Source organism: Cytophagales bacterium (assembly GCA_033344775.1).
Taxonomy (GTDB): domain Bacteria; phylum Bacteroidota; class Bacteroidia; order Cytophagales; family Cyclobacteriaceae; genus JAWPMT01.
On record JAWPMT010000005.1, the window covers coordinates 1406115 to 1429115 of the forward strand.

23 protein-coding genes are annotated in these 23001 nt (G+C 44.7%); 15 read left to right on the forward strand and 8 right to left on the reverse strand.

The annotated features are described in order from the left end of the window. Window positions 1-26 precede the first annotated feature (26 nt). The 5 genes from R8G66_23525 to rsmA form a co-directional block, all read right to left on the reverse strand. On the reverse strand, window positions 27-626 hold the full coding sequence (locus tag R8G66_23525) for a hypothetical protein (GenBank protein MDW3195367.1): 600 nt from the start codon (window positions 624-626) through the stop codon (window positions 27-29). Continuing rightward, complete coding sequence (locus R8G66_23530) at window positions 623-1900, reverse strand: hypothetical protein (protein MDW3195368.1); 1278 nt, start codon at window positions 1898-1900, stop codon at window positions 623-625. The genes R8G66_23525 and R8G66_23530 overlap by 4 nt, the downstream gene beginning before the upstream one ends. 130 nt (window positions 1901-2030) lie before the next feature. Beyond that, window positions 2031-2969: an NAD(P)-dependent oxidoreductase gene (locus R8G66_23535; protein MDW3195369.1), complete on the reverse strand. Its 939-nt coding sequence runs from the start codon at window positions 2967-2969 to the stop codon at window positions 2031-2033. Further along, window positions 2970-4334, reverse strand: coding sequence for a magnesium transporter (gene mgtE, locus R8G66_23540; GenBank protein MDW3195370.1), 1365 nt, complete (start codon window positions 4332-4334; stop codon window positions 2970-2972). After that, complete coding sequence (gene rsmA, locus R8G66_23545) at window positions 4331-5101, reverse strand: 16S rRNA (adenine(1518)-N(6)/adenine(1519)-N(6))-dimethyltransferase RsmA (protein MDW3195371.1); 771 nt, start codon at window positions 5099-5101, stop codon at window positions 4331-4333. The genes mgtE and rsmA overlap by 4 nt, the downstream gene beginning before the upstream one ends. A gap of 277 nt (window positions 5102-5378) precedes the next feature. On the opposite strand from rsmA, the gene pdxA reads away from it, so the two are divergent. The 15 genes from pdxA (at window position 5379) to R8G66_23620 (ending at window position 20267) form a co-directional block, all read left to right on the forward strand. After that, a complete protein-coding gene (gene pdxA / locus R8G66_23550; GenBank protein MDW3195372.1) occupies window positions 5379-6401 on the forward strand; it encodes a 4-hydroxythreonine-4-phosphate dehydrogenase PdxA in 1023 nt (340 codons plus the stop codon). Between the two features lie 435 nt (window positions 6402-6836). Then, complete coding sequence (locus tag R8G66_23555) at window positions 6837-9605, forward strand: hypothetical protein (GenBank protein MDW3195373.1); 2769 nt, start codon at window positions 6837-6839, stop codon at window positions 9603-9605. Then, a complete protein-coding gene (locus R8G66_23560) occupies window positions 9602-10633 on the forward strand; it encodes an FAD-dependent monooxygenase (protein ID MDW3195374.1) in 1032 nt (343 codons plus the stop codon). The genes R8G66_23555 and R8G66_23560 overlap by 4 nt, the downstream gene beginning before the upstream one ends. A 28-nt stretch (window positions 10634-10661) precedes the next feature. Continuing rightward, complete coding sequence (locus R8G66_23565) at window positions 10662-10814, forward strand: hypothetical protein (protein ID MDW3195375.1); 153 nt, start codon at window positions 10662-10664, stop codon at window positions 10812-10814. 707 nt (window positions 10815-11521) lie between these two features. Next, on the forward strand, window positions 11522-12049 hold the full coding sequence (locus R8G66_23570) for a DUF177 domain-containing protein (protein ID MDW3195376.1): 528 nt from the start codon (window positions 11522-11524) through the stop codon (window positions 12047-12049). 21 nt (window positions 12050-12070) lie between these two features. Next, entirely contained in the window at window positions 12071-12262 is a 192-nt protein-coding gene (rpmF, locus tag R8G66_23575) for a 50S ribosomal protein L32 (protein MDW3195377.1), read from the forward strand. Window positions 12263-12328: 66 nt separating this feature from the next. After that, window positions 12329-13327 carry a beta-ketoacyl-ACP synthase III gene (locus tag R8G66_23580; protein MDW3195378.1) on the forward strand — a complete coding sequence of 333 codons (999 nt, stop codon included), beginning with the start codon at window positions 12329-12331 and terminating at the stop codon, window positions 13325-13327. Window positions 13328-13348: 21 nt separating this feature from the next. Then, a complete protein-coding gene (gene efp / locus R8G66_23585; protein MDW3195379.1) occupies window positions 13349-13915 on the forward strand; it encodes an elongation factor P in 567 nt (188 codons plus the stop codon). Window positions 13916-14026: 111 nt separating this feature from the next. After that, window positions 14027-14500, forward strand: coding sequence for an acetyl-CoA carboxylase biotin carboxyl carrier protein (gene accB / locus R8G66_23590; protein MDW3195380.1), 474 nt, complete (start codon window positions 14027-14029; stop codon window positions 14498-14500). Between the two features lie 12 nt (window positions 14501-14512). Beyond that, the gene (gene accC, locus R8G66_23595; protein ID MDW3195381.1) at window positions 14513-15859 is read left to right on the forward strand and encodes an acetyl-CoA carboxylase biotin carboxylase subunit; all 1347 of its coding nucleotides are present in this window, start codon (window positions 14513-14515) and stop codon (window positions 15857-15859) included. A 93-nt stretch (window positions 15860-15952) separates the two neighbouring features. Continuing rightward, the gene (locus R8G66_23600; GenBank protein MDW3195382.1) at window positions 15953-16525 is read left to right on the forward strand and encodes an adenylate kinase; all 573 of its coding nucleotides are present in this window, start codon (window positions 15953-15955) and stop codon (window positions 16523-16525) included. A gap of 3 nt (window positions 16526-16528) precedes the next feature. Next, a complete protein-coding gene (obgE, locus tag R8G66_23605; GenBank protein ID MDW3195383.1) occupies window positions 16529-17512 on the forward strand; it encodes a GTPase ObgE in 984 nt (327 codons plus the stop codon). Window positions 17513-17624: 112 nt separating this feature from the next. Next, entirely contained in the window at window positions 17625-18209 is a 585-nt protein-coding gene (locus R8G66_23610) for a nucleotide exchange factor GrpE (GenBank protein ID MDW3195384.1), read from the forward strand. Between the two features lie 2 nt (window positions 18210-18211). Then, the gene (gene dnaJ, locus R8G66_23615; GenBank protein MDW3195385.1) at window positions 18212-19324 is read left to right on the forward strand and encodes a molecular chaperone DnaJ; all 1113 of its coding nucleotides are present in this window, start codon (window positions 18212-18214) and stop codon (window positions 19322-19324) included. A gap of 49 nt (window positions 19325-19373) precedes the next feature. Further along, the gene (locus R8G66_23620) at window positions 19374-20267 is read left to right on the forward strand and encodes a hypothetical protein (protein ID MDW3195386.1); all 894 of its coding nucleotides are present in this window, start codon (window positions 19374-19376) and stop codon (window positions 20265-20267) included. A 15-nt stretch (window positions 20268-20282) separates the two neighbouring features. On the opposite strand, the gene R8G66_23625 is transcribed toward R8G66_23620, so the two are convergent. From R8G66_23625 to R8G66_23635, 3 genes are read right to left on the reverse strand one after another with little or no spacing between them, the layout of a single operon-like run. After that, entirely contained in the window at window positions 20283-20954 is a 672-nt protein-coding gene (locus R8G66_23625) for a lysoplasmalogenase (protein ID MDW3195387.1), read from the reverse strand. Window positions 20955-20982: 28 nt separating this feature from the next. Then, window positions 20983-22122: an MFS transporter gene (locus R8G66_23630; protein ID MDW3195388.1), complete on the reverse strand. Its 1140-nt coding sequence runs from the start codon at window positions 22120-22122 to the stop codon at window positions 20983-20985. 36 nt (window positions 22123-22158) lie between these two features. Then, window positions 22159-22794, reverse strand: coding sequence for a hypothetical protein (locus R8G66_23635; protein ID MDW3195389.1), 636 nt, complete (start codon window positions 22792-22794; stop codon window positions 22159-22161). Between the last annotated feature and the right edge of the window lie 207 nt (window positions 22795-23001).

A 23001-nucleotide genomic window follows, 5' to 3' on the forward strand; every position in this document is an offset into this window, starting at 1 on the left:
CTTGTTAATTTATTTCTGCATCTGAGTCATATTTCTATTCCTATGGACAACTCGGTGCGATTAAAGTTTCTCCGCTGCCGGTTGATATAGGTCGGTTCACCTTGATTATAAGAAGTATCGGTGATCGTTCCTTTAAAAAACCGGTAACCAGCCGTCAATTGGATCCAGGCATCTTTTACTCGAAATTTCAACCCTGCACCGAGATTCCACATCCAGCCTCCTTCAAACTCTCGCCCAAACCATTCATTTTCTCTTTCATCTTTCGTCGTAGCAAAACTGTAGCCCCAATGGGTAAATCCGACCAGTTTTGCATTTTCATCTCCAGCTTCTCCCTGGACCACTGCGAACAGTGGCAGAAATTGCATTTGCTCAAACTGCCAATAGCTATCTAACAGGCCGATGCCACCACCTACACCTAATCCGGGAATAGGGTGATGACGAAAGGTTCCAATGAACGACAAGGGGAAACTTTCATTTTCCCCTTGTTTATTTACAGTAAGCGCCCCGGTAAACCCTACCCGGTTGAAGCTCTTTTTTTCAATTTTAGTGGTATCTGCCGATTGGGCTGTAACGAATTCTGCAACAGCTAGAAAAATCAGTACGGCAAAAACGTTCTTGATCCTCAAAGCTTTGCGATATGAATGGTACTTAAGAAAGACCATTCTTTGGCCTCACAGTCGTAAGAATATTGATGGAATCCATCTTCACCGATCACCATCAAAATGTCATTCAATGCGATCACATCTATTGTGTGTATATCTCGGATCTCATCTACCAACGTGATACCATCCAGATTCGAGGCATCCATGAATTTCATACCATTAGCTCCCTCGGTAATGAACAGGCAATCATCGTCGATTCCTAAACCATGTGGATTCTCCATCTGATAGGTCTGATGAAGAAACGGATTGGTCAAATCGGAAATATTGACCACATCCAATTGATTGGTGAAGCCCTGACATACATTGCCGCTACGAAGGGTCACATAGGCCCAGTCGCCTTGCACAACCACCGGATCACAGCTATTGACATGATCATAAGTAGATAACCATTCCGGAGAAGCAGGATTGCTGTTGTCATAGATATGCATGCCATTTTGAGCTCCCAGGAACAACTTATCCCCGTAAGGATAGATGGTTTCAATGCCCCAGCCCAATGGAATAGTTTCTGTTTTTTCAGGAGTGGTCTGATCGCTCAGATCGAACAAACGCATGTCTGTCCAGTCGATGGTATATAAGTAGTCATCGTAGATCGTGAATTTCGCCAGAGATCCTCCAACCCCTGCACCGGGTGTGCCACTCGCTTGATTAGCTATGCTGAAATTTGTAGCATCTTCCGCCATCAACCAGCCGCCTCGGCCACCCCACCAGGAGCCACCGTCATCGCAATCCATGGAAATTTCATCTTCCACCCAGGTCTCATTGTATCCGACAAGGATGGTTTGATTGGCTTCATCCCATCGACCTGACCAGGAGTTGTAATCAGAGAAAACACTCTCTACGCGATTCACCAGGGTAATATTCGTGGGATCACTGATGTCCAGAACTACCAGATCAACATAACTGTCTGCATAAAGGAAATTCCCTTTCGCAGCCAGGTCGAAATTTCCGGGGATATTAACAAAGCCAACACTTACCGGAAATGCCGGATTGGTGTTGTTTACGATATGAATTCCTTCTCCGGCTTCATTGATGTACATGTAGCCATCTTTGAAATACAGACGTCCGGGATTATTGATCTCACGAGGGGCATTGGAAAAGCTCAATGCAGAACGAACTTCATCTGTGGTCCGATAAATCGGCTCATAGTTGATGTAACTGACTGTTCGCTCACAGGTATCTGAGCAGGAAACAGTAAAAAATACGGTCAAAAACGCTAGTGGGTAAAGTAACTTTTTCATCTTCAGAATAGGTTGAAAATGTCATTGCAAAGACCATTCCGAATTTAACGCAACCCGGATTTTTTAACATTTTTCTTCCTATTCAAAGACAAAAAGAAGTAGCAGGACACTCAAAAAGCCTGATACTTTTTTAAAGCAATCCCAGTTTTTCCAGCTTTCCAATCATCACTTCATTGATGCGAACGTACGATTCATGGCTCCATCCAGCTACATGTGGCGTCAAAATTACCCGATCTGAAGCAGCCAGCTGATCAAATTCTTGTTGTTGCTTTTCGCTGAGGCGATTTAGCTTTTCATTTTCCAGCACATCAAGCCCAACACCTTGTAATAGACCCTCTTCCAATAAACTCAATACCGTCTCATTGGTCATGATACCTCCTCGCGCAGAATTCAACAAAATGCGAAGCTTCGGAAACTGTTTCAGGAAAGGCACATCAAAGAGATTGTCCGTTTCAGGGGTCAATGGCACATGGATACTTAGAATATCCGTTTCCTGCTGCAAAGTTTCCAGAGATACCTCTTTTACATAAGCTGCACTGAATCCGGTTTTATACTTATCATGTGCGATAATCCGACATCCAAAGCCTCGCAATTTCTCCGCAAATGAACTTCCCATGAAGCCGTACCCGAAAATACCTACGGTTTTATCCTTGAGCTCAGTCCCGCGATTGCCTTCCCGGTCCCAGACTTTGCCACGTACTTCCCGATCAGCTAAATGCAGGCGGTGTAGTAGTGCAAGTAGCACGCCTACATTATGTTCACCCAGTGCATCACGATTTCCCTCCGGGGCATTGACCCAGGCAATTTCCTTTTCCTCCAGATAGTCGGTATCCATCTTTTCCAGACCTGCTCCGGCTCTGGCCACAAAACGCAAACTATCTGCTGCATCGATCAGCTCTCGGTCAATAGCTGTTTTGCTCCTGACCACAAGCCCGTACGCCCCTTTGACACGTTCCAGAATTTTCTCCCGCTTGATCTCAGGCTGATAATCGGCTTCTGCCCCTTTGTTTTGTAACATCTCGAGGATGGATTCGTGCATCCTGTCAATGATCAGTACTCTTTTTGTCATTTAGAAATTGAATATGGCGTGTGCTACAGAGAAATAAACAGCCAGGCCTAATAAATCATTCGCCGTAGTGATAAAAGGTCCGGAAGCCAATGCAGGATTCACTCCCAGGCGATGCAGCACAAGAGGTGTAATGGTCCCCATGAACGAGGCCAGCAAAACCACGCTGAACAGTGCAATGCATACCGTGTAGGCCAGCAAGGCCTCTCCAAAAATCAAAATCACAGCTCCCAAAACCATTAACGCCAGGATCACTCCATTTACCACGGCTACAAATAATACTTTCACTAACCTGGAAACGATACTGCTTTCGAATGCGCTGGGGTTGGCCAGGCTTTGCACCACAATGGAAGATGATTGGATGCCGACATTTCCACCGGTTGCCATGATCAAGGGGATGAACAAGGCCAGTCCTGAAATAATAGCAATGTCACCACGAAATAAGTCAGTGATCTGAGCTGCAATCAGCCCTCCACCCATGCCAATGATCAGCCAGGGTAAACGCGCCTTGGATAATGCCCACACAGAATCATCTTCTTCCACATCCGAAGAAATACCTGCCATCATTTGGCGTTCTTCCTCTGCAGTTTCTGTGATCACGTCTACAATATCATCAATGGTGATCCTACCCACCAGTTTACCACGTGGATTGATGACGGGAACGGCATCCAAATCATACTTCTGCATGATGGAGGCCACTTCATCTTCCTCGATGTAGGTCTCTACGGCATGGATGTCTTTGGAATAAATGTCTTCGACCTTTACACTGTCATCTGACAGAATGATCTTCTTCAAACTGACTTTACCTAACAGCTTATCAAAATCATCAACCACATACACGGAATATATCTTTTCTACCCGGCCCGCCTGCTTTCTAATCTCTTCAATACACTGCTTGATGTCCCAATTGAGATTGGCCTTGATCAGCTCTTTGGCCATCAGACCACCAGCAACATCCTCATCATATCGCAATAAGTCGGTCAGGTTGCGTGCCTTCTCTTCATTGCTGATGAAACCAATGATCTCCTCGCGTTTCTTCAAAGGAAACTGCATGGCAATATCAGCCGCATCATCCGAATCCATGTGAAGCAGGAATTCAGCAATTTCTTCTAGCGTAAAATATTCGAGGAACTCTTCTCTTACATCTTCATCAAGACCAGCGAGAATGGCAGCATCTGTTTCTGCAGGCAAAAGGTCGAAAACGAATTTGCAAACCTCGCCCTCGAACTCATCTAATAAGGCAGAAATATCTGCAGGATTGGCACCATCGAGGGTATCGAGTATAAAGTCCTTGTCCTGGGTCTCTACGGCTTCTTCAAACCGTTCCAGGTACTCTTTGGACAACTCAAATTCCATCGTGGTATTCATGCGGTGCCGATGCGTTTGGTAAGTGTGACAAAATCATTGACCGACAATTGTTCAGCGCGCAGATCAAAGGTCTTGTCTTCAGTCAGTGAAGTAGGCAAATTTAGGCCTTTCAGCGCGTTGCGCAATGTTTTACGCCTTTTTCCAAAGCCTTCTTTAACGACTCTTTTGAAAAGCTTTTCATCACAATCCAGCTCAGCAGTTTCATTCCTTTTCAATCGAATAACGGCCGAATTCACCTTGGGTGGCGGATCAAAAACATGTGGCGGGACCGTAAACAAATATTCTACCTCATAGAAAGCCTGAAGCAACACACTCAGGATGCCATAAACTTTATTGCCATGTGGTGAACAAATACGATCTGCTACTTCCTTCTGGATCATACAAACGACTTCCTTTACCAGTATTCGTTGATCGTAAGCCTGAAAGAACAGCTGCGAAGAAATGTTGTAAGGAAAGTTGCCAATAATTGTGACGTCCTTTTCAAATTGCGAAAGGTCCAATCGCAGGAAATCTTGATAGCGAAAGCGGTCCATGTGTAATGGATAATTCACCTTCAGATAATCAATGGATTCCTCGTCCAGGTCATAGGCATAGAAATCCATTTTTTTCTCAATCAATCCCTTGGAAAGCACCCCGGTCCCTGGTCCGACCTCCAATACCACACGATCATCCTGCGAAGGTGAAAGCGACTCCACAATGCTTTGCGCAATGGACTCATCTCTCAAAAAATGCTGACCAAGGTGTTTTTTAGGCTTTACGGATCTCAAAAGACTATCCTTTTAGATTGAATCAATTAATTTCGGATGCTAACTACGGCGTGAGCTACCGCTTTGCGAAGCTAACCCTACTTTGCCACGATATCTCACTTGACTAATTATTTATGTCATATTGAGCCTGCCTTGATGGCAGACAGGCCTGTCGAAATAGACATAAAAGCAAACTCGATATTTCAACAGGATATACTTCTTAAAAGCAAAGCGGGACTAATCCTAAATGGAGGTATGCATATTAATTTTGCTCGCCTGACTTGAATCTTGTCACACAATGAGTAAGGATAACAAAGACAGACATAAACCCACGATAGGCATTTCTTGTGGAGACCTGAACGGCATTGGGATGGAAGTCATCCTAAAAGCACTGAAGGACAATCGCATTTCGAAGATCATGACCCCTGTGTTGCTCTGCTCTTCCAAAGTGGTCTCTTTTTACAAGAAGCAATTGGACATGGAAGATTTCAACTTCTTCCAGGTCGATGCTATCGACAAAATACATCACAAGAAAATCAATGTGCTCAATGTTTGGGACGATAAACTGGAGCTTAATCCTGGTGAAGCATCCAAGGAATTAGGGCAATACACCAGAATGTCTTTATCCATAGGAGTAGAGCTGCTAAAAGAAGGAACAATCCAGGGCCTGGTCACCGCTCCATTAAATAAGGAGTTGGTTCAGGATGAAAATTTTGATTTCCCTGGACATACCGAATACCTGGCTGATGCATTTGGACAAGAAGAAAGCCTGATGTTCATGGTTCACGAGCAACTACGCGTGGGTGTTGTCACCGGGCACATCCCTTTGACCGAAGTTTCGGGAGCAGTGACCACCGAGAGTATCGTGAAGAAAGCCAAGATCATGTTCAAGTCGTTGCAGAAAGATTTTGGCATCAAGAAACCACGGATCGCCGTATTAGGCATGAATCCACATGCAGGAGAAAATGGCTTGTTAGGTAAAGAAGAAGAAGAAACGATCATTCCTGCGATCCAGCAGCTGAAGGAAGGTGGAAATCTCGCATACGGGCCTTATCCTGCAGATGGATTCTTCGGAAGCTCGCAGTTCACCAACTTCGATGCAGTACTTGCTATGTATCATGACCAGGGACTGATCCCATTTAAGCAATTCTCTTTCGGTGGAGGCGTCAATTTCACCGCAGGACTACCTGCAGTACGTACTTCACCCGATCATGGTACTGCCTTTAATCTCGCTGGCAAAAACGTCGCAGAAGAGTCTTCATTTAGAAGTGCCTTGTTCTGTGCTTGTGATATCATTAAGAATAGAGGGGAGTACGAATGAATTTGATTGTCTGCATTCGGAAAAACTCATTCGACGGGAGTTTTCTGATGATATCAAAGGGAAATGCTCGAAAGAAGTGAACAACTAATGTCTTGTGACATCAAAGCAATATCCTTAAAGGAAATCCAAAAAGGAATGGCTTCGCGCACCGGAAAGTAAATGTCAAATTTTCTATTTCACCCGCTAACTCAACAAGAGCTTTGGGAGTAATTGATTGGTATATTTCGGTCAATCAGAAAGTAACTAAGGAGTTTTAGATTCAGATCAACCACGAGTTCGAAAGGGTTTAAGAATCAAAGTAACTTCCTGGGTAACCAACAGGCTACTTGCTTCACGTCTTTAGATTGATTATTTTAGGAAATACCTGTATGAGATTTCATCTCCATCTCTTGTTCAGGCTAATATTTAAATAATCAGCATAAAAACTCACTAGTCATGAACAGGCGTGATTTCACCGCAAAGTCATTGGCCTCCTCGGCCCTTTTGGCAACCCTCCCACTTTCAGAATTGTTTGGATCTAATTTACCATCAGGAGAACTTCCTGTTCTTTCCTATGATCAGATCAATCCAGAAACGAAGGATCAATTCAAAACAACACTGGATTGGATGCGGAACAATGGGTGGAATGGCTTCCTAAAGAATGAACTAAAGATCAACATTGATCTGTCATCCAATATCTCTTTGGACTCGTTACAAAAGCCCTTAGCTGATATCAAGCAACTGAGAACCATCAAAGGACTCGAGGATTTTTCTGGTCAGCAATTGATCCAGCCTGGCATTCCGGAAGAAAGCTTGCTCTATCACCTCATGGCTTCTCCCAGGGTCAAATCTTTACTAATCAAGTCTTACCCGGAAATTGGCGAACTGGAAGCATTGGAAAATTATATTTACAGCTTCGTTGATTTGGATCGCTACCCTTTCCAGAACAAAGACAATGTTTTCCTAACTGTATTGTCCTACGAATATCGGCCTGGATTAAAGACTCCTCCCTATTATCAAAACTATTTGGATCGATCTAAAGCATCACGAATGGTCTTTTCCAGATGCGGCGTTGCCCGAATTGGTACAGACCCGCTGAATTATGATGCTGAAAACCGATTATTCACCAACGAACCAAAAGCAGCAAACAAAAACAACGTTGCAGTAACTGCCGCGAGATATGGACTGTTTCTAGTGGAATTGGTAGACGCCAAAGATTCCCGTATCAAGATCATGAATCGGCAAAAAGAAGAAGCAAAAGGTAAAAGCCCCCGTCGCTTTGTATGCCCGATTGCGAAAATCACGGATACGGATGCTTATCAGATCGAATATGGACATCATCATATCAATGAAAAACTGTATCGTTTGAGTCAGTATCGTTATCAGGATCGTGCGATTGAATTCAATAAAGACCTGGATCTCGAGAAGGAACCATTCATCAGAGTTGATTCAAGTGAACCAACACTCCAAAAAAATGATCAACCAATGGTCGATACCATGGCAGTCGGCTCATCGATCCTGGTAACTTCCATTCCTGATGAATTGATCAGATTTGCTTATCAGGACGGAAAATTATTGTCTGTGCCTGTACCTGAAGGATGGGCCAAAAGAATGCATTCGAATCGAAGGCACTCTGCCATGAAACTCCCTAACGAGTATGGTAAGGAAGTAACCAATGTCATCATATCCGATGTGATCTATCGCAGATCCAGACGAGTAACGAGCCTTCGTTCTCCAAAAATTGCACCTCTGTTTCTCAACATCAAGTTTGAAGCAGATGAGTCAGCCCAATCGGGCTATAAGCACATCGATGGAGAAACTTATCCAGGCACTGGCTTTGAAGATAAAATCCAAAAAGGCGGTTATCAAACCATCATTTTTGAAGACAGCATTTGTGATGGTTGCGTTGCTGCAAAGCTCGTTAGCAAAAACAATTCACTTAGTGGAATTCTGGAAGAAAAGTCGAATCAGGTGCTGCCTGCTTTCTCTCTGGTCACCGCCCCCGACTTCTTTCCCTATATTGATAGTAACGACATCCGTGCTTCATACAAACCTGGCCGAGGCGTCAATACTGATCAGGATTTTTTCGAAGGTGGGACCATGAACCTTAGCGGAATCCGACAAAGGGGCAATCCTGCACTAAGAAATCCATTCAATCCTACCGAACCTGCCTTTGCAAGTACACTTGAAGAAAACAAAAGCCATGACACCCTCACCGTCGTGGTTTCGAGTGGAAAGAACATGGACGATACAACGAATCAACCCATACAAAATTTTGAGCGAAATTTCCTTACTTCAAGCTTTTTGCCAGATACAGGTACCGGTGTATTTTTCCCCGGTTGGGATGTTACTTATTCCGCTGAGCCTGGAAAAGTCAAGAGCCAAAGTCCCTATATCGCTACTTATGGTTTAGGCTCTCCTTTTCCGGAAGACATGAAATTGTGTGCGGCCGCTAATGGCATGTGGCCGGTTACTTCACCGGATGCCGGACGTACTTTCCAGGGTTCGTTGGAGGCTTTTCCCATTGTAAACCTCAAACCCAATACGGCCATTCCACTGATGGATCAGGAGATAGGCATCCACCCCAACAGTCCGGCAGTAAAGACACACAGACAGTCTCCGAACTATGGCTGGGATGGCGAACAAGGACCGTTCGTTGAATGGAGACAAAACAACCTACAGGTCAATTATACGGATATCGGTCGAGCGGACTACTTATTGAACCTCCTGGATGATAACATTGGATTTGACATGTCTCAATTGCGTAATCTGGAAGGTCAAGAAGTGGTGCGAAGAATGGATTGCCTGAGAAAGACCATCAAAAAAGTGGACCATAAGAAATTATGGAGTACCAAACTTTGGCTCATCAACGCGGTAAAAGTGGATGACTGGAGCAAGCCTTTCGATCCGAAGTGTCTTCCGAATGAGGGGATCTTCAGCCAGATCGATTATAAAACCCCTCAAAATGATATGCTGTCTGGCAAAGGATATTTCTTCGTGATCGCCAAAACAGGAAAAGGTGAATCCCAGAATATCGGTGATCTGGACGATACTGACGAAGACAAAAAGAGACTGATGCTTCCGGTCAAGAAAATGTGGATCTGCCAAATCACAACTGGTGCATTGGCTTTTACCCAAATCAAAAAAGACCAAAAAAAACCTGGAAAGTGGAAAAGAGAAGTGTGGTACGTGCCCAATAAAGAGAAAGAAAATAGTCAGGCATGAAATATGACGTCATTGTCCTTGGCAGTGGACCAGCTGGTACCGCAGCGGCGATCACCTGTCATCAAGCCGGGCTTCAGTCAGCCTTAGTGACTTCCGGAAAGAAAGCATCTGTCACTGAAGCAAATCCTGTCCAAAGCATCCATCCCGGCGTGGTGACCTTGCTACAAGAATTAGGCTTGGAAGACACCCTGGAAGGAAGTACCCGATCTTCTTTTGAATCGATCCAGGTGAATGGAAAAACTAACCCATTAAACCCCTACAATAATGAAGCCTGGTATGGCCATCACTTGAATCGTCATCTATGGGATAAGGCCCTATTAAATCACCTGGATCATTTACCGCTGGACTTGTTCACTGATACAACCGTCAATAAAATCACACGTGGAACCGATTCGATCATTGAAGTTTTTATCAATCCAAAAACCAAAATACAAGGTAAGTACCTGATTGATGCCAGTGGTTATCGTCGAATTTCACGTCACTTTCTCAAACTCGATGAAATATTTCTGACCCATCCGATGACTTGCTGGACGGGAAGATCCCGGAGCTCCAAACGGCACGATATCAGCACTTCTTTCACCATGAATAAAAACGGTTGGACATGGCTGGCGCCAGAGAGTGAAAACATTGTCACCTGGAACACTCTCCGGGTTGATAAAGGGTTAGCCCCTAACGACCTACTTCCGGATTTGGAACCTGTGGGCAAGGCCACAGCACATAATGTGAGATGGCGTGTGTTCCGGCCAATATGTGATCAACAAGTATTATTATGCGGGGATGCCGCGGGCATCTTAGACCCGGCAGCCGGCCAAGGTATTCTCAGTGCCCTATTATCTGGCATCAAGGCCGGGCAATGCCTGAACGAATGTAATTCAAATCCCGAACAAGAAGTTTTCTTCTTTGCGATGTACGATCAGTGGTTCATCTCACAATTCGAACAAAAGGTAGAAGATTTGGCGAACTATTATAAAGTGGCAGATATCTCTATTTTATTACATCATCAAGAGGACACAATTACCACTTCATAGACTATTTAAAACATTATCTTTATATACTATGTCGAATACCACACAAACGCAGGAAAAGCTTCCCAGAAAGCTAAAAAAGGCCCAGAAAAAGCAACTCAAAGCAGAGAAAAAAGCAGAAAAAAAGTTGAGAAAGGAGATGAAAAAACGACTTAAAAAGAAGAAGAAACTGAAGAAGAAGTGATTCGCATGGCAGTGTGTCTTTGTAGCTGTATTTCAACTACTGTACTAAAGGATAGCATTCGTGTTAGAGGCTAGTGGCCATAATCGATTTATAAGATTCATGACTAATTGAATAAACTCTGACTCCTTCATAGAGAAGTATGATCTGTAAAGAAGATGATGACTAGAAAATAATGTAATTCCTAGCGGCAGCCCCGCATCTGCGCCGGGCTGTGAAGCGGCGTGTGGGTTGGGGCGTCTGGTTAGCTCTCGCAATTATTTAGAATAACATAACTTTTAAGCTAAGCAACAACCTAAAAAGGTGAGTACCTGACCATAAAATCTTAATATTAGAAATGCTAAATGATTTTGAGATCCCGGTATTCCTTCACTACGCTTCGGAAACCGGGATGACGCTTTTAAGGTCGAGGCACCTTCTCGGCTCCGGCCGAGAAGGGAGTATTTGATCGGCTTGGCCGATTGGACCATTCCATATACAAGTATCTTTAGCTCTTATTAAGTTAAGGCTTATCATCAAAGTCTCAATACGCTCTTCCCTGTGGGAATCTTTTGAAAAATGAAAAAACAGTTAAACTGTTGGGCAAAGACTCCTTCAGGAGTGACCTTAAATGAATAGCAATGCAATCCTCCTAAGAAAGGGAAATTTGTATTCTTTTTTGTTTCAATCCACTAATAATCACTAGCTTTGCGGTTCTTTATTGCGCTCTAATGGATAAGAAGGCGTTTCGGACATTTGAAATCAGCATTTTTAACCTCTCTAACAAGGTTCATGAATACAGATTTCCTATTAATGAAACCTTATTCAATCTGTTTGAGCAAAGTATCGCTGAGCGTGGAGAAGGCACTTGTGAAGTGGTTTTGACACGATCTGAAACCATGATAACCTTGCATTTTAATATTAATGCCAAGGTCGAACTGATCTGCGATATCTCTGTTAAGCCTTTTTGGCATGACATTGTTGTAGAAAAAGACATCATGGTGAAGTTTGGCGAAGAAGATGAGGAGTTGAGCGAAGATGTGATTGTGATCCACCGAGATACACAGTTTTTCAACGTGGCGGAGTACATCTATCAGTTCCTTTTGTTGAGCATCCCGATGAAGCGGATTCATCCGGATATCAAAGATGAAGAGCGGCCCGACATTGTTTACAGCTCTGGTGAGCAGGAACAAGATGAAACGGAGGAGCAGGAAATTGATCCCCGATGGGCAGCATTAAAGAATTTGAAACAAGAATAGAAGAGATAAAATAGTTGTATCATGGCGCATCCAAAGAGAAAGATCTCGAAAACGAGACGGGATAAACGAAGAACTAACGTCAAAGCCACTCCTAAAAGCTACGTGATTTGCCAAACCACTGGCGAAGCTCACTTGCCACACCGTGCTCACTGGCATGAAGGCAAACTTTACTACAAGGGAAAAGTAGTAATGGAGAAAGAAGTTTTAGCGTAAGCATTTATTACCTTCGCAAATTGTCAGCCTGGAATATTCCGGGCTGATTTTATATAAACCATAGGCATGTCAAAAATTAGAGCGGCAATCACCGGGGTTGGCGGATATGTTCCCGAATATGTGCTAACCAATAAGGAATTGGAAACCATGGTAGAAACCACCGACGAGTGGATCACTACCAGAACCGGAATCAAACAACGACACATCCTGAAAGGTGAAGGCCAGGGCACCTCGGTAATGGGGACCAAAGCCGTTGAGCAATTGCTCCAAAAAACCGGTACCTCTCCAGAAGAAATTGACCTGCTTATCTGCGCTACAGTCACTCCAGATATGGTTTTCCCGGCTACTGCGAATGTCATTGCCAACAATGTGGGAGCAGTCAACAGCTTTAGTTACGATATTGGCGCAGCCTGCTCTGGCTTCCTGTATGCCATGGCTACAGGTTCAAAATTCATTGAATCTGGTTCTCATAAAAAAGTAGTGATCGTTGGTGGCGACAAGATGTCCAGCATCATCGACTACACGGACCGTGCCACCTGCGTGATCTTCGGAGACGGAGCTGGTGCCGTTTTGCTCGAGCCTACCGAAGAAGAAGTTGGGGTGATGGATTCTGTCTTAAGATCCGATGGATCCGGTGAGACTCACCTGCACATGAAAGCGGGCGGAAGCCGAAAGCCTGCTTCGCACGAATCCATTGATGCAGGAGAGCACTTCGTATATCAGGAAGGAACGGCAGTATTCAAATTTGCTGTTACCAACATGGCAGATGTCGCAGCGGAGATCATGCAACGCAACAATCTGGTAGCGGACGACATTTCATATCTGGTTCCACATCAGGCCAACAAAAGAATCATTGACGCGACGGCCAAACGCATGGGTATTGAAGACAGCAAAGTAATGCTGAACATCATGCAGTATGGCAATACTACTGCCGGTACGCTTCCACTTTGTCTCTGGGACTATGAGTCCAAGCTAAAAAAAGGTGATAATATTGTATTCGCTGCATTTGGCGGAGGCTTCACCTGGGGTGCGACCTATGTCAAATGGGCTTACGACACCAAGTAATTCACTCATAAGTAATTTATCATGGCTACTACTGCCGATATCAAAAATGGCCTCGTGATTGAATACAATCACGATCTTTTCGCTGTTGTTGAATTTCAACACGTGAAGCCTGGAAAAGGCCCAGCTTTTGTTCGAACCAAGCTAAAAAGTCTGACTTCAGGCAAAGTGATCGACAATACCTTTTCTGCAGGACACAAGATCACAACCGCTCGTGTTGAGCGACATAAATATCAGTACTTGTACAAGGATGACATGGGCTACAACTTCATGAATTCTGAAACGTACGAGCAAATTCCGATCGAAGAGAAACTGATCACCAACCCTCAGTTCCTGAAAGACGGTGAGATCTGTGAAGTCATCTTCCATACGGAACAAGAGCGTGTATTGGGATGTGAATTACCACAACATGTTCAGTTGAAAGTGGTTTACACCGAGCCTGGATTGAAGGGTGATACCGCCACCAACGCATCAAAACCTGCGGAATTGGAAACCGGTGCTACGATCAATGTGCCGCTTTTCATCAACCAGGATGAGATGATCAAAGTAGACACCAAGAGTGGTGCATACGTGGAACGCGTAAAGCAATAATCCACGTTTGTTCAAACGATATTAATTTTAACCCGCTAATGATGTGGCTCTTGATGTGTCAGATCATTGGCATTCAGATTTAACCTGAGTTTTAATTCCTAATCTTAACCCATGAAGGCCAAAGAAATTCGCGAACTTATCGACTTCATTTCGGGCAGTGGACTTGAAGAAGTAAACATTGAAACCGAAGAATTTAAAATAAGTGTAAAAAGGTCTCCTGACCAGCAAGTAGTGGCGGCTGCACCTGCAGCTACTCCGGCACCCGTAGCGGCGCCTCTTCCTGCAGCAGCACCTGCGGCTACGCCAGCAGCGGAGGCAGCACCGGCAGCTAGTGATGACGGCAATTACGAAACCATCACCGCTCCTATGATCGGCACTTTCTACCGTGCATCTAAGCCCGGAGCAGCCCCATTTATCTCAGTTGGTGATTCCATTTCTGTTGGAACCAAACTTTGCATCCTGGAGGCCATGAAGACCATGAATGAAATCGAAAGTGAAGTTTCTGGCACCATCGTTAAAGTATTGGTGGACGATGCTTCTCCTGTAGATTTCGGCAAACCTCTGTTCCTGGTAGATCCTTCTTAAGAGCGAGCGCTTATGTTCAAGAAAATATTGATCGCCAACCGAGGCGAGATCGCCCTGCGGGTCATTCGTACCTGTAAGGAAATGGGCATTAAGACGGTAGCGGTCTACTCTACTGCAGATGCTGACAGCTTGCATGTTCGTTTCGCGGACGAAGCAGTATGCATCGGACCTCCTATGGGTAAGGACTCTTACCTGAAAATCCCTAGTATCATTGCTGCGGCAGAAATCACCAATGCGGATGCGATCCACCCGGGATATGGTTTCTTGTCTGAAAACGCAGAATTTTCGGCCGTATGTGCCGAAAATGGCTTCAAATTCATCGGCGCATCTCCTGAGATGATCAACATGATGGGAGATAAAGCGACGGCAAAGGATACCATGAAAAAAGCGGGCGTACCGACTATTCCTGGTTCCGAAGGTTTGTTGGGATCTCTGGAAGAAGGCATGGGTCTGGCCAAAGAAGTTGGCTATCCTGTCATGCTGAAAGCCACTGCTGGTGGTGGTGGTAAAGGAATGCGCTTTGTCAAGGAAGAAGGCGAATTTGAAGCGGCATGGGACAGTGCTCGTGCGGAAGCTGGTGCGGCATTCGGTAACGATGGCATGTACCTCGAAAAATTCGTTGAAGAGCCTCGTCACATAGAGATTCAGGTGGTGGGTGATAAGAATGGCAAAGTATGCCACTTGTCGGAGCGTGATTGCTCGATCCAACGAAGACACCAAAAACTGATTGAAGAAACTCCCTCTCCTATCGTTACGCAGGAATTGCGTGAGAAGATGGGACAGGCTGCCATCAAAGGTGCAGAAGCCATCAAATATGAAGGTGCAGGCACCATTGAGTTTCTGGTTGACAAATATGGGGATTTCTACTTCATGGAAATGAACACCCGTATCCAGGTAGAGCACCCGATCACCGAGGAAGTGACTGATTTTGACCTGATCAAGGAACAAATAAAAGTGGCTGCCGGTATCGAAGTGTCCGGAAGAAACTATTATCCGCAATTGCATGCCATGGAGTGCCGAATCAATGCGGAAAACCCAGGCAAGGATTTCAGACCAAGCCCTGGTAAAATCACCAATTTACACCTTCCTGGTGGACATGGTGTTCGGGTAGACAGCCATGTGTACGCAGGCTATACTATTCCTCCTTACTATGATTCTATGATTGCAAAATTGATCGTATCTGCACAGACACGTGAAGAAGCCATCATTAAAATGAAGCGTGCTTTAGAGGAGATGGTGATTGAAGGCATCGACACTACCATTCCTTTGCACCTGGAACTCATGGAAAATGAAAATTTCAAAGCGGGTCAGTTTACTACCAAATTCCTCGACACGTACGATTTCTCTAACTTGAAGTAAGTTTTTATAAGAATCTTGAAGCGGCCCAATGATCGAAAGATCATCTGGGCCGTTTGTCTTACCTTTGGCGATCAAAATTGAATAACCCATACAATGCTTAACATCGTACTGTTTGGCCCTCCCGGTGCTGGCAAAGGCACACAAAGCAAATTTCTGATCAACGATTATCAGTTGGTACACCTTTCGACCGGAGATCTTTTTCGTAAACACCTCGGTGAAGGAACAGAACTCGGTAAACTGGCTCAAGGTTACATGGATGCTGGCAAACTAGTTCCTGATGAAGTAGTGATCGGGATGGTAGAGGACAAGATCAAGGATCATCTTGATGCTAAAGGGTTCATTTTTGATGGATTCCCTCGAACAGTAGCTCAGGCGGAAGCACTTGACACGATGCTTGCCTCTCACAACCTAAACATCTCTGGCATGATCGCATTGGAAGTACCTCACGATGAGCTCAGAAAGCGACTATTGGAAAGAGGAAAAACTTCCGGTCGCGTGGACGATCAGAATGAAGACAAGATCAACACCCGAATTCAAGTCTACATGGATGAAACCACACCTGTGGCGAATTTCTATCAAGACCAAAATAAATTCAATTCTATCAATGGCGTTGGTGGAATAGAAGAGATCTCTACCAAAATTGGAGAGGTCATCCAAAGTTTCTGATCCATGGATACCAATTTCATAGACCATGTAAATATCTACACCCGATCGGGTGCTGGTGGCGCAGGGTCTGTACACTTCCGACGGGAAAAATTTGTTCCGAAAGGAGGTCCTGATGGCGGTGATGGCGGTCGTGGTGGGCACATTATTCTCAAAGGAAATAAACAACTGTGGACACTACTTCATTTGCGCTATCGTAAACATATCAAAGCAGATCACGGCAAGCCAGGTGAAGGCGGCCAACGACACGGGCAGAATGGTGCAGATACCATTTTGGAAGTCCCTATAGGCACCATTGCCAAAGATCCGGAAACTGGAGAAAAACTGGTTGAGATCTTAGAAGATCAGGAGGAACAAGTACTATTGGCAGGAGGCCGTGGTGGCCAAGGCAATAGTCACTATAAAACTTCCACCAATCAAGCGCCAAGGTACGCGCAACCAGGTGAAGACGCTACAGAAAAATGGGTGGTTCTGGAATTGAAATTGCTCGCCGACATTGGACTAGTAGGCTTTCCTAACGCTGGGAAAAGCACCTTACTGTCTGCGGTTTCTGCCGCTAAACCAGAAATCGCAGATTATCCTTTTACCACTTTAACCCCCAATCTCGGGGTTGTGGCCTATCGCGATTATAAGTCTTTCGTCATGGCGGATATTCCCGGGATCATCGAAGGAGCTGCGGAAGGAAAGGGATTAGGCATTCGCTTCCTGAGGCACATTGAACGCAACAGTGCCTTGCTGTTTGTCATCCCGGCAGATACCGATGACATTCGAGAAGATTATCGGGTGTTGTTAGGAGAATTGCAGCAATACAATCCCGAACTACTGGACAAGGAAAGAATCCTGGCCATTTCCAAATCTGATCTACTGGACGATGAATTGATCGGGGAAATGAAAGAACAATTACCGGATATTCCACATGTCTTCATTTCCAGTATTACCCAACAAGGACTGCCAGAGTTAAAGGATCTTATCTGGCAAAAACTGAATTAATCTAAGATTTACAGGTATTTCTGACTGCCTTTCTGACATTCTGTCACAGAATTGATTTTGGCAAAGAAATTGACAATGCGTCGCTAGCAAAAGATTGTGAAATAAACTCCCAATGGATCAAGAGGTGAAAGACCAAAACGAAGAATTGGAAAACGAATTGACGGAAGCTGCCGAAGAGGAGCAAGAAGAGACAACTGCGTCTGCCGAAACTGAAGCTGAGGAAGAGGAAGAAGAGGAGGACATTGAAGTCAAACTATCTCGCGAAGTAGCTGAAGCCAAAGACAAATATCTTCGATTGTATTCTGAGTTTGAAAACTTTCGAAGGAGAACCGCAAAAGAGAAACTTGACATCATCAATACGGCCAGCCGTGAACTCATGGTGGATCTGTTACCTGTCTTAGACGATTTTGAGCGTGCCTTGAAATCCCTGAAAGACAATGAGGACGGTGAGAAAGCGAGTGAGGGGATGGAATTGATCAGCAACAAATTCCATAATACACTTAAAAATAAAGGCCTTAAAGTGATTGAGGTCAATGCTGGTGACGAGTTCAATGATGAATTTCATGAGGCCATTACGCAAATACCTGCACCCAGTGAAGACCTGGCAGGTAAAATTGTGGATGTAGTAGAAAAAGGATATTTCCTAAACGACAAAGTGATCAGGTTCGCTAAAGTCGTAACAGGAGCAAAAGGTTAATCATGGCAAAACGGGACTTTTACGACGTACTTGGAGTTAGCAAATCGGCTTCCGCCGACGAAATCAAGAAGGCATATCGCAAAATCGCGATCAAGTTTCACCCGGACAAAAATCCGGGGGATGCAGAAGCCGAAGAGAAATTCAAGGAAGCAGCGGAAGCATATGAGGTGCTGAGCAATGCCGACAAGAAAGCGAAGTACGATCGTTTTGGTCATCAAGGCCTTGGCGGCGGAGGCGGCGGTTTTGGGGGCAGCATGAATATGGAAGACATATTCTCCCAATTCGGCGACATTTTCGGCGGTGGTGGCAGCCCGTTTGACAGCTTCTTTGGAGGCGGTGGTGGCGGACGCAGAACCCGAAAGGGCAGCAACCTGCGCATCAAGCTCAAATTGTCCCTGGAAGAGATTGCCAATGGCGTTGAGAAAAAAATTAAAGTCAACCGTCTTAAAGTTGATCCGAATACGACTTTCAAAACCTGTCAAACTTGCCAGGGAACTGGCCAGATTAAAAAGGTGATGAACACCATGCTCGGCCAAATGATGTCTACCACAACCTGTTCCACTTGTGGTGGTTCTGGTCAGATGGTGGATTCCAGAGCAGCGGGTGTTGATAGTTCCGGACTGAAAAGTCAAGAAGAGGTAATCTCAATCAAAATACCTGCAGGTGTAGCGGAAGGGATGCAACTCTCCATGTCTGGTAAAGGAAATGAAGTTGCGGGTGGAATTGCCGGTGATCTTTTAATTGTCGTTGAAGAAGAATCTAGCGACATCCTTCAACGAGACGGGAACAACGTCATCTTTGAATTGTACCTAAGCTTTATTGATGCGGTTTTGGGCACTTCCGTGGAAGTACCTACCATCGACGGCAAAGTGAAAATCAAGATAGAGCCAGGAACTCAAAGCGGTAAAATACTGAGGCTCAGAGGAAAAGGAATAAAAGACTTGGAAGGGTACGGTAAAGGTGATCAGCTGATACATGTCAATGTCTGGACGCCTCAGGAGCTGACCAAGGAAGAAAAAGAGAAGCTGGAGTCCATGCGTGATTCTGAAAATTTCCAACCCAATCCTTCGAAAAGCGACAAAAGTTTCTTCGAAAGAATGAAGGAATATTTCTAGTCTTTTTCTATCATCGCAACATGTCTGTAGACTTTCCGTATTATAGGGCATGTTGAAGTTGGCGTTGACGGTTGGGCTCAGTATTGCGTTGAGTTTTGGAGGGGTAGCCCAACTGAAGAAATTTTATTCTTTGGACGATGTTACGGATTTTGATACCGTTAATTTCGATTTCGTGGCAACGTCCGGCCATTCTTTCCTCAGATACATCCCGCAGCAAAACCCCTTAAGCATTTACGGTAATCCGGATCTGGAAAAAATCAATCCTACTTTTGATGCATTGATCCAGGGCAGGACTTGTAATGTAAACCTGGAGCTAGAAGAATATCGCGCATCCGGACTTGGTGATGGCCTGGCTTTTGCCATGATGGGTACTTCTGCAACAGAAGAAGACGCGAATTACTGGAAAATATTACTCAGCAACGAAAAGGTCTATAACCTGGACCTCCACTTCGGAATAGGCACTTCAGATATTGACCTTAGTGGTGCCAGTGTTCAACGCTTAAAAGTTAAGACAGGCAGTGCTGACGTTCGGATCAATTACAATCACGAACTTCCCAATGTTTGCGAAATGGATACCTTCATGGTGAAGGTAGACCTGGGTTCTTTTTCTGCCACAGACCTGGACCATGCGAGAGCAAGCTACATCATCGCTGACATAGGCTTTGGAAGCGCCTTGCTGGACTTTTCTCATGCTTTGACCAAGAAGTGCGAGGTGCAGGCCAATGTAGCGCTAGGAGGCCTGGAAATATACCTTCCAAAGGATGAACCAGTAATCATTTACATCAAAGACTCTCCTTTCCGAGGCATGAACATGGTCAAAGATTTCGAAGAGGTAGAAAAGAATGTCTTCATCAATCGGCATTATGACAAGGAAGCCGACAATCTGTTGACCTTTAAGCTCGATGTTTCTTTAGGGAATATAGCTTTTAAATATTCGGATTAGAATACGCCCTACTACTTATCCAATTTCAATCCTCCACTTCTGGATCAGGATACCTCGAACAATCAATAATTGCGCGGTGGTGTAAGTCAACATCACGAACGCATCTGCTAACTCAAATGGCATCACAAACTTGTTCCAGGCAATTGTACAGTCTGAGATTACAAAAATGATGGCACCGGCTACCACCAGCTTAAAGCTCTTCTCCCCTACTTTACCATGCCTCGCAATGGCAGCGATAGCCATTACAGAAATCGCAAGTGCATAAACAGCAATAGGAATTTGAAAGGCTCCCGCTTTGGGGAGCACTTGACTTAAAAAACCAATGGTCAGTAACAAAACCGGCGCGATGTACCACCACTTCCAGTGGATCTTCAATTGAATGGACTTTTTAAATAAATAGGCATAGATCAACTGTGCAATCAGGAATGATCCCATGCCCAGTAAAAAATAGGTATCACCTTCATATAACAAGGCTACATCGCCGCCCCAGGAAAAAATCAATGCTGCGCAAAGCAGCAAAACCAATAGCGTCACATTCTTTTTAGCGGCTTCATAGACATAGGCAATCAATAGGGGCATCAACAAGACCTTGGAATACATGGCCACTGCATCCAGAACCAATAAGCGCGCAACTACATTGACGATCGCAGCTGCGATGTAAAGCGAAAAGAGTACGTAGGAAGTCATCACTGATAAAAATACCAGAAACGACGAATTATCGCTTCTTCATGATATAGAAAAATCCAAAAAGTGAAAAGAAACCAGCTACTGCAAAAATGATTGGAAAGCGACTTGGATCCTGTTGGAAGACCCATCCGGAAACTAATGACCCTGATCCAATTCCTATCTCCAAAAAGATATAAAGCGTGGCAATTCCTTTTCCCCGAAGATGATCCGGACAAAGGTCCACTGCCCAGGCAAACAAGGTGGGATTGGTGAGGCCATTTCCCACACCGTAGATCAATGCACCGGCAAATAACCAGGTAGGACTGTTGGCAAATCCCGTGAATACCATGCTCACAAAAATGATCACCATACTTACCCGCAAGACGCGGATCCGACCATATTTATCGGACAACTTCCCTCCTACCATCCTGGCAATCATAGAAGCTCCCGTGTAAAAACTAAAAAACAGTCCTTTATTTTCAATACCCAAATGCTTACTGAAGTCTGGTGATAGCGTCAATAAGGCACCAAACGCCACCATAGACAAGATCATGACGATACATGCCGGAATCACAGTAGGTTCGTACAAATCGTCTTTGGTGACCTTCAGCATTGAAAACCTGAACTTCTGAGGATTAGGTAATGTCTCCTTTAGCCCGGCCAGGATGATAATTGACAAAATAGACAGTACCCCACTGACGTAAAACAATACCTCGATATCGTACATCAGGAAAATCTCAGAACCCATAGACGGCCCCAGGGCCATACCGGTAGAGCTAAAGAAGCTGGCCAGGCCTAAGGCTTCACCTCGATGTTCTTCAGGCGCAATATCTGCCACGTACGCAGAAGTTCCGGTAGGTTTAAACCCTGTGGCGAAACCATGCAAAAACCTCAACGTCAGAAATCCATATACGGAAGCCAGGGCCGGGTACGCAAAGCAAACGATCATTCCAATTACTGATCCAAAGATCATGACTGGAACACGGCCCCACATATCGGTCAGTTTGCCACTAAAAGGCCTGGAAATACCCGCTGAAAGCGTGGCAAGGGCAATGATCAGCCCCAAATACTCCTCTCCTCCAAGGGATTTTAAATAATCCGGCAACTCGGCCAGAATCATCGTCAAAGAAGAAAAAAACAGAAAGGTACTTAAGCAAAGAAGCCAGAAGTTTATGGAGTACTTACGCACGCGGCGAAGGTAGTCATTCGCCCATGCTGATCCAATTTAGTGAAAGAAAGAGCGAGAATTATTTTCCGCAGCAATTGATTCATCATCCAACGCAACCAGCGATTTCAATTGGCGTAAGCGATACCCCGACAAAGGCAAAGTGATCATGTCCGGGCCGGCATAATATCGAAATTGTATACTTTCTGCATCCATCACCATGTCCATGACTTTCTGACTAAGGTTATACTCCACTTTGTAGTTTTTCCTGGTTATCTGAGAATAACCTGTCACTACACTGATCTCCTCCTGATCGTCGTTCAAAGCTTTTCCTGTCTCTTCATCGATTTTTGTACTCAATTCACGATGAAAAGCGTCGATATCCAGGGTCACCACAATCCGATCATCCAAAATGAGATAGGCTTCTTTTTCCAATTCATGGCTACCCGGCCTGAATAGCAACAGGTCATAAAATTGATAGAAACTTTCATTATCCTGATCTATCTCTTTCACCACCGATTGATACATCTTCACCAGTGGTGTCCCGGGTTCGATTGGGAAATAGTAGACAATGTCCCATTCCAGGCGGGTGGATCCACGGGCTATGTCTTCCCGAACCTGGATTCCATCGGTAACCTGTAAGGAATAGCAACTGGTTAAGAGTAGCGATAAACAGAGGAGTCGAAATGTGGCCATAGGAATAGTAGTTTTGACCATTACAGTCAAAAACCGTACCTGGCTTTCAATAACCGCAGAAATACATGAATGCTGCTAAGCGAAGGCTAAACATATTTCATACAAGTCATGCCTGATAGGAATCTTTGGAAATCGGATAGATATTCAATCTATTTTACAAAGACTCCCAAGGCCGTACGCGGAAGCGGAGTGACCTTCGCTTAGGAG

Coding starts and splice junctions, on each gene's coding strand:
- pdxA (MDW3195372.1), top strand. CDS start 5,379: ATGAGTAAGGATAACAAAGACAGACATAAACCCACGATAGGCATTTCT.
- R8G66_23600 (MDW3195382.1), top strand. CDS start 15,953: ATGCTTAACATCGTACTGTTTGGCCCTCCCGGTGCTGGCAAAGGCACA.
- rpmF (MDW3195377.1), top strand. CDS start 12,071: ATGGCGCATCCAAAGAGAAAGATCTCGAAAACGAGACGGGATAAACGA.
- mgtE (MDW3195370.1), bottom strand. CDS start 4,334: ATGAATACCACGATGGAATTTGAGTTGTCCAAAGAGTACCTGGAACGG.
- R8G66_23635 (MDW3195389.1), bottom strand. CDS start 22,794: ATGGCCACATTTCGACTCCTCTGTTTATCGCTACTCTTAACCAGTTGC.
- R8G66_23620 (MDW3195386.1), top strand. CDS start 19,374: ATGTTGAAGTTGGCGTTGACGGTTGGGCTCAGTATTGCGTTGAGTTTT.
- R8G66_23530 (MDW3195368.1), bottom strand. CDS start 1,900: ATGAAAAAGTTACTTTACCCACTAGCGTTTTTGACCGTATTTTTTACT.
- R8G66_23565 (MDW3195375.1), top strand. CDS start 10,662: ATGTCGAATACCACACAAACGCAGGAAAAGCTTCCCAGAAAGCTAAAA.
- R8G66_23570 (MDW3195376.1), top strand. CDS start 11,522: ATGGATAAGAAGGCGTTTCGGACATTTGAAATCAGCATTTTTAACCTC.
- R8G66_23580 (MDW3195378.1), top strand. CDS start 12,329: ATGTCAAAAATTAGAGCGGCAATCACCGGGGTTGGCGGATATGTTCCC.
- R8G66_23610 (MDW3195384.1), top strand. CDS start 17,625: ATGGATCAAGAGGTGAAAGACCAAAACGAAGAATTGGAAAACGAATTG.
- R8G66_23535 (MDW3195369.1), bottom strand. CDS start 2,969: ATGACAAAAAGAGTACTGATCATTGACAGGATGCACGAATCCATCCTC.
- obgE (MDW3195383.1), top strand. CDS start 16,529: ATGGATACCAATTTCATAGACCATGTAAATATCTACACCCGATCGGGT.
- accC (MDW3195381.1), top strand. CDS start 14,513: ATGTTCAAGAAAATATTGATCGCCAACCGAGGCGAGATCGCCCTGCGG.
- accB (MDW3195380.1), top strand. CDS start 14,027: ATGAAGGCCAAAGAAATTCGCGAACTTATCGACTTCATTTCGGGCAGT.
- R8G66_23555 (MDW3195373.1), top strand. CDS start 6,837: ATGAACAGGCGTGATTTCACCGCAAAGTCATTGGCCTCCTCGGCCCTT.
- dnaJ (MDW3195385.1), top strand. CDS start 18,212: ATGGCAAAACGGGACTTTTACGACGTACTTGGAGTTAGCAAATCGGCT.
- efp (MDW3195379.1), top strand. CDS start 13,349: ATGGCTACTACTGCCGATATCAAAAATGGCCTCGTGATTGAATACAAT.
- R8G66_23560 (MDW3195374.1), top strand. CDS start 9,602: ATGAAATATGACGTCATTGTCCTTGGCAGTGGACCAGCTGGTACCGCA.
- R8G66_23625 (MDW3195387.1), bottom strand. CDS start 20,954: ATGACTTCCTACGTACTCTTTTCGCTTTACATCGCAGCTGCGATCGTC.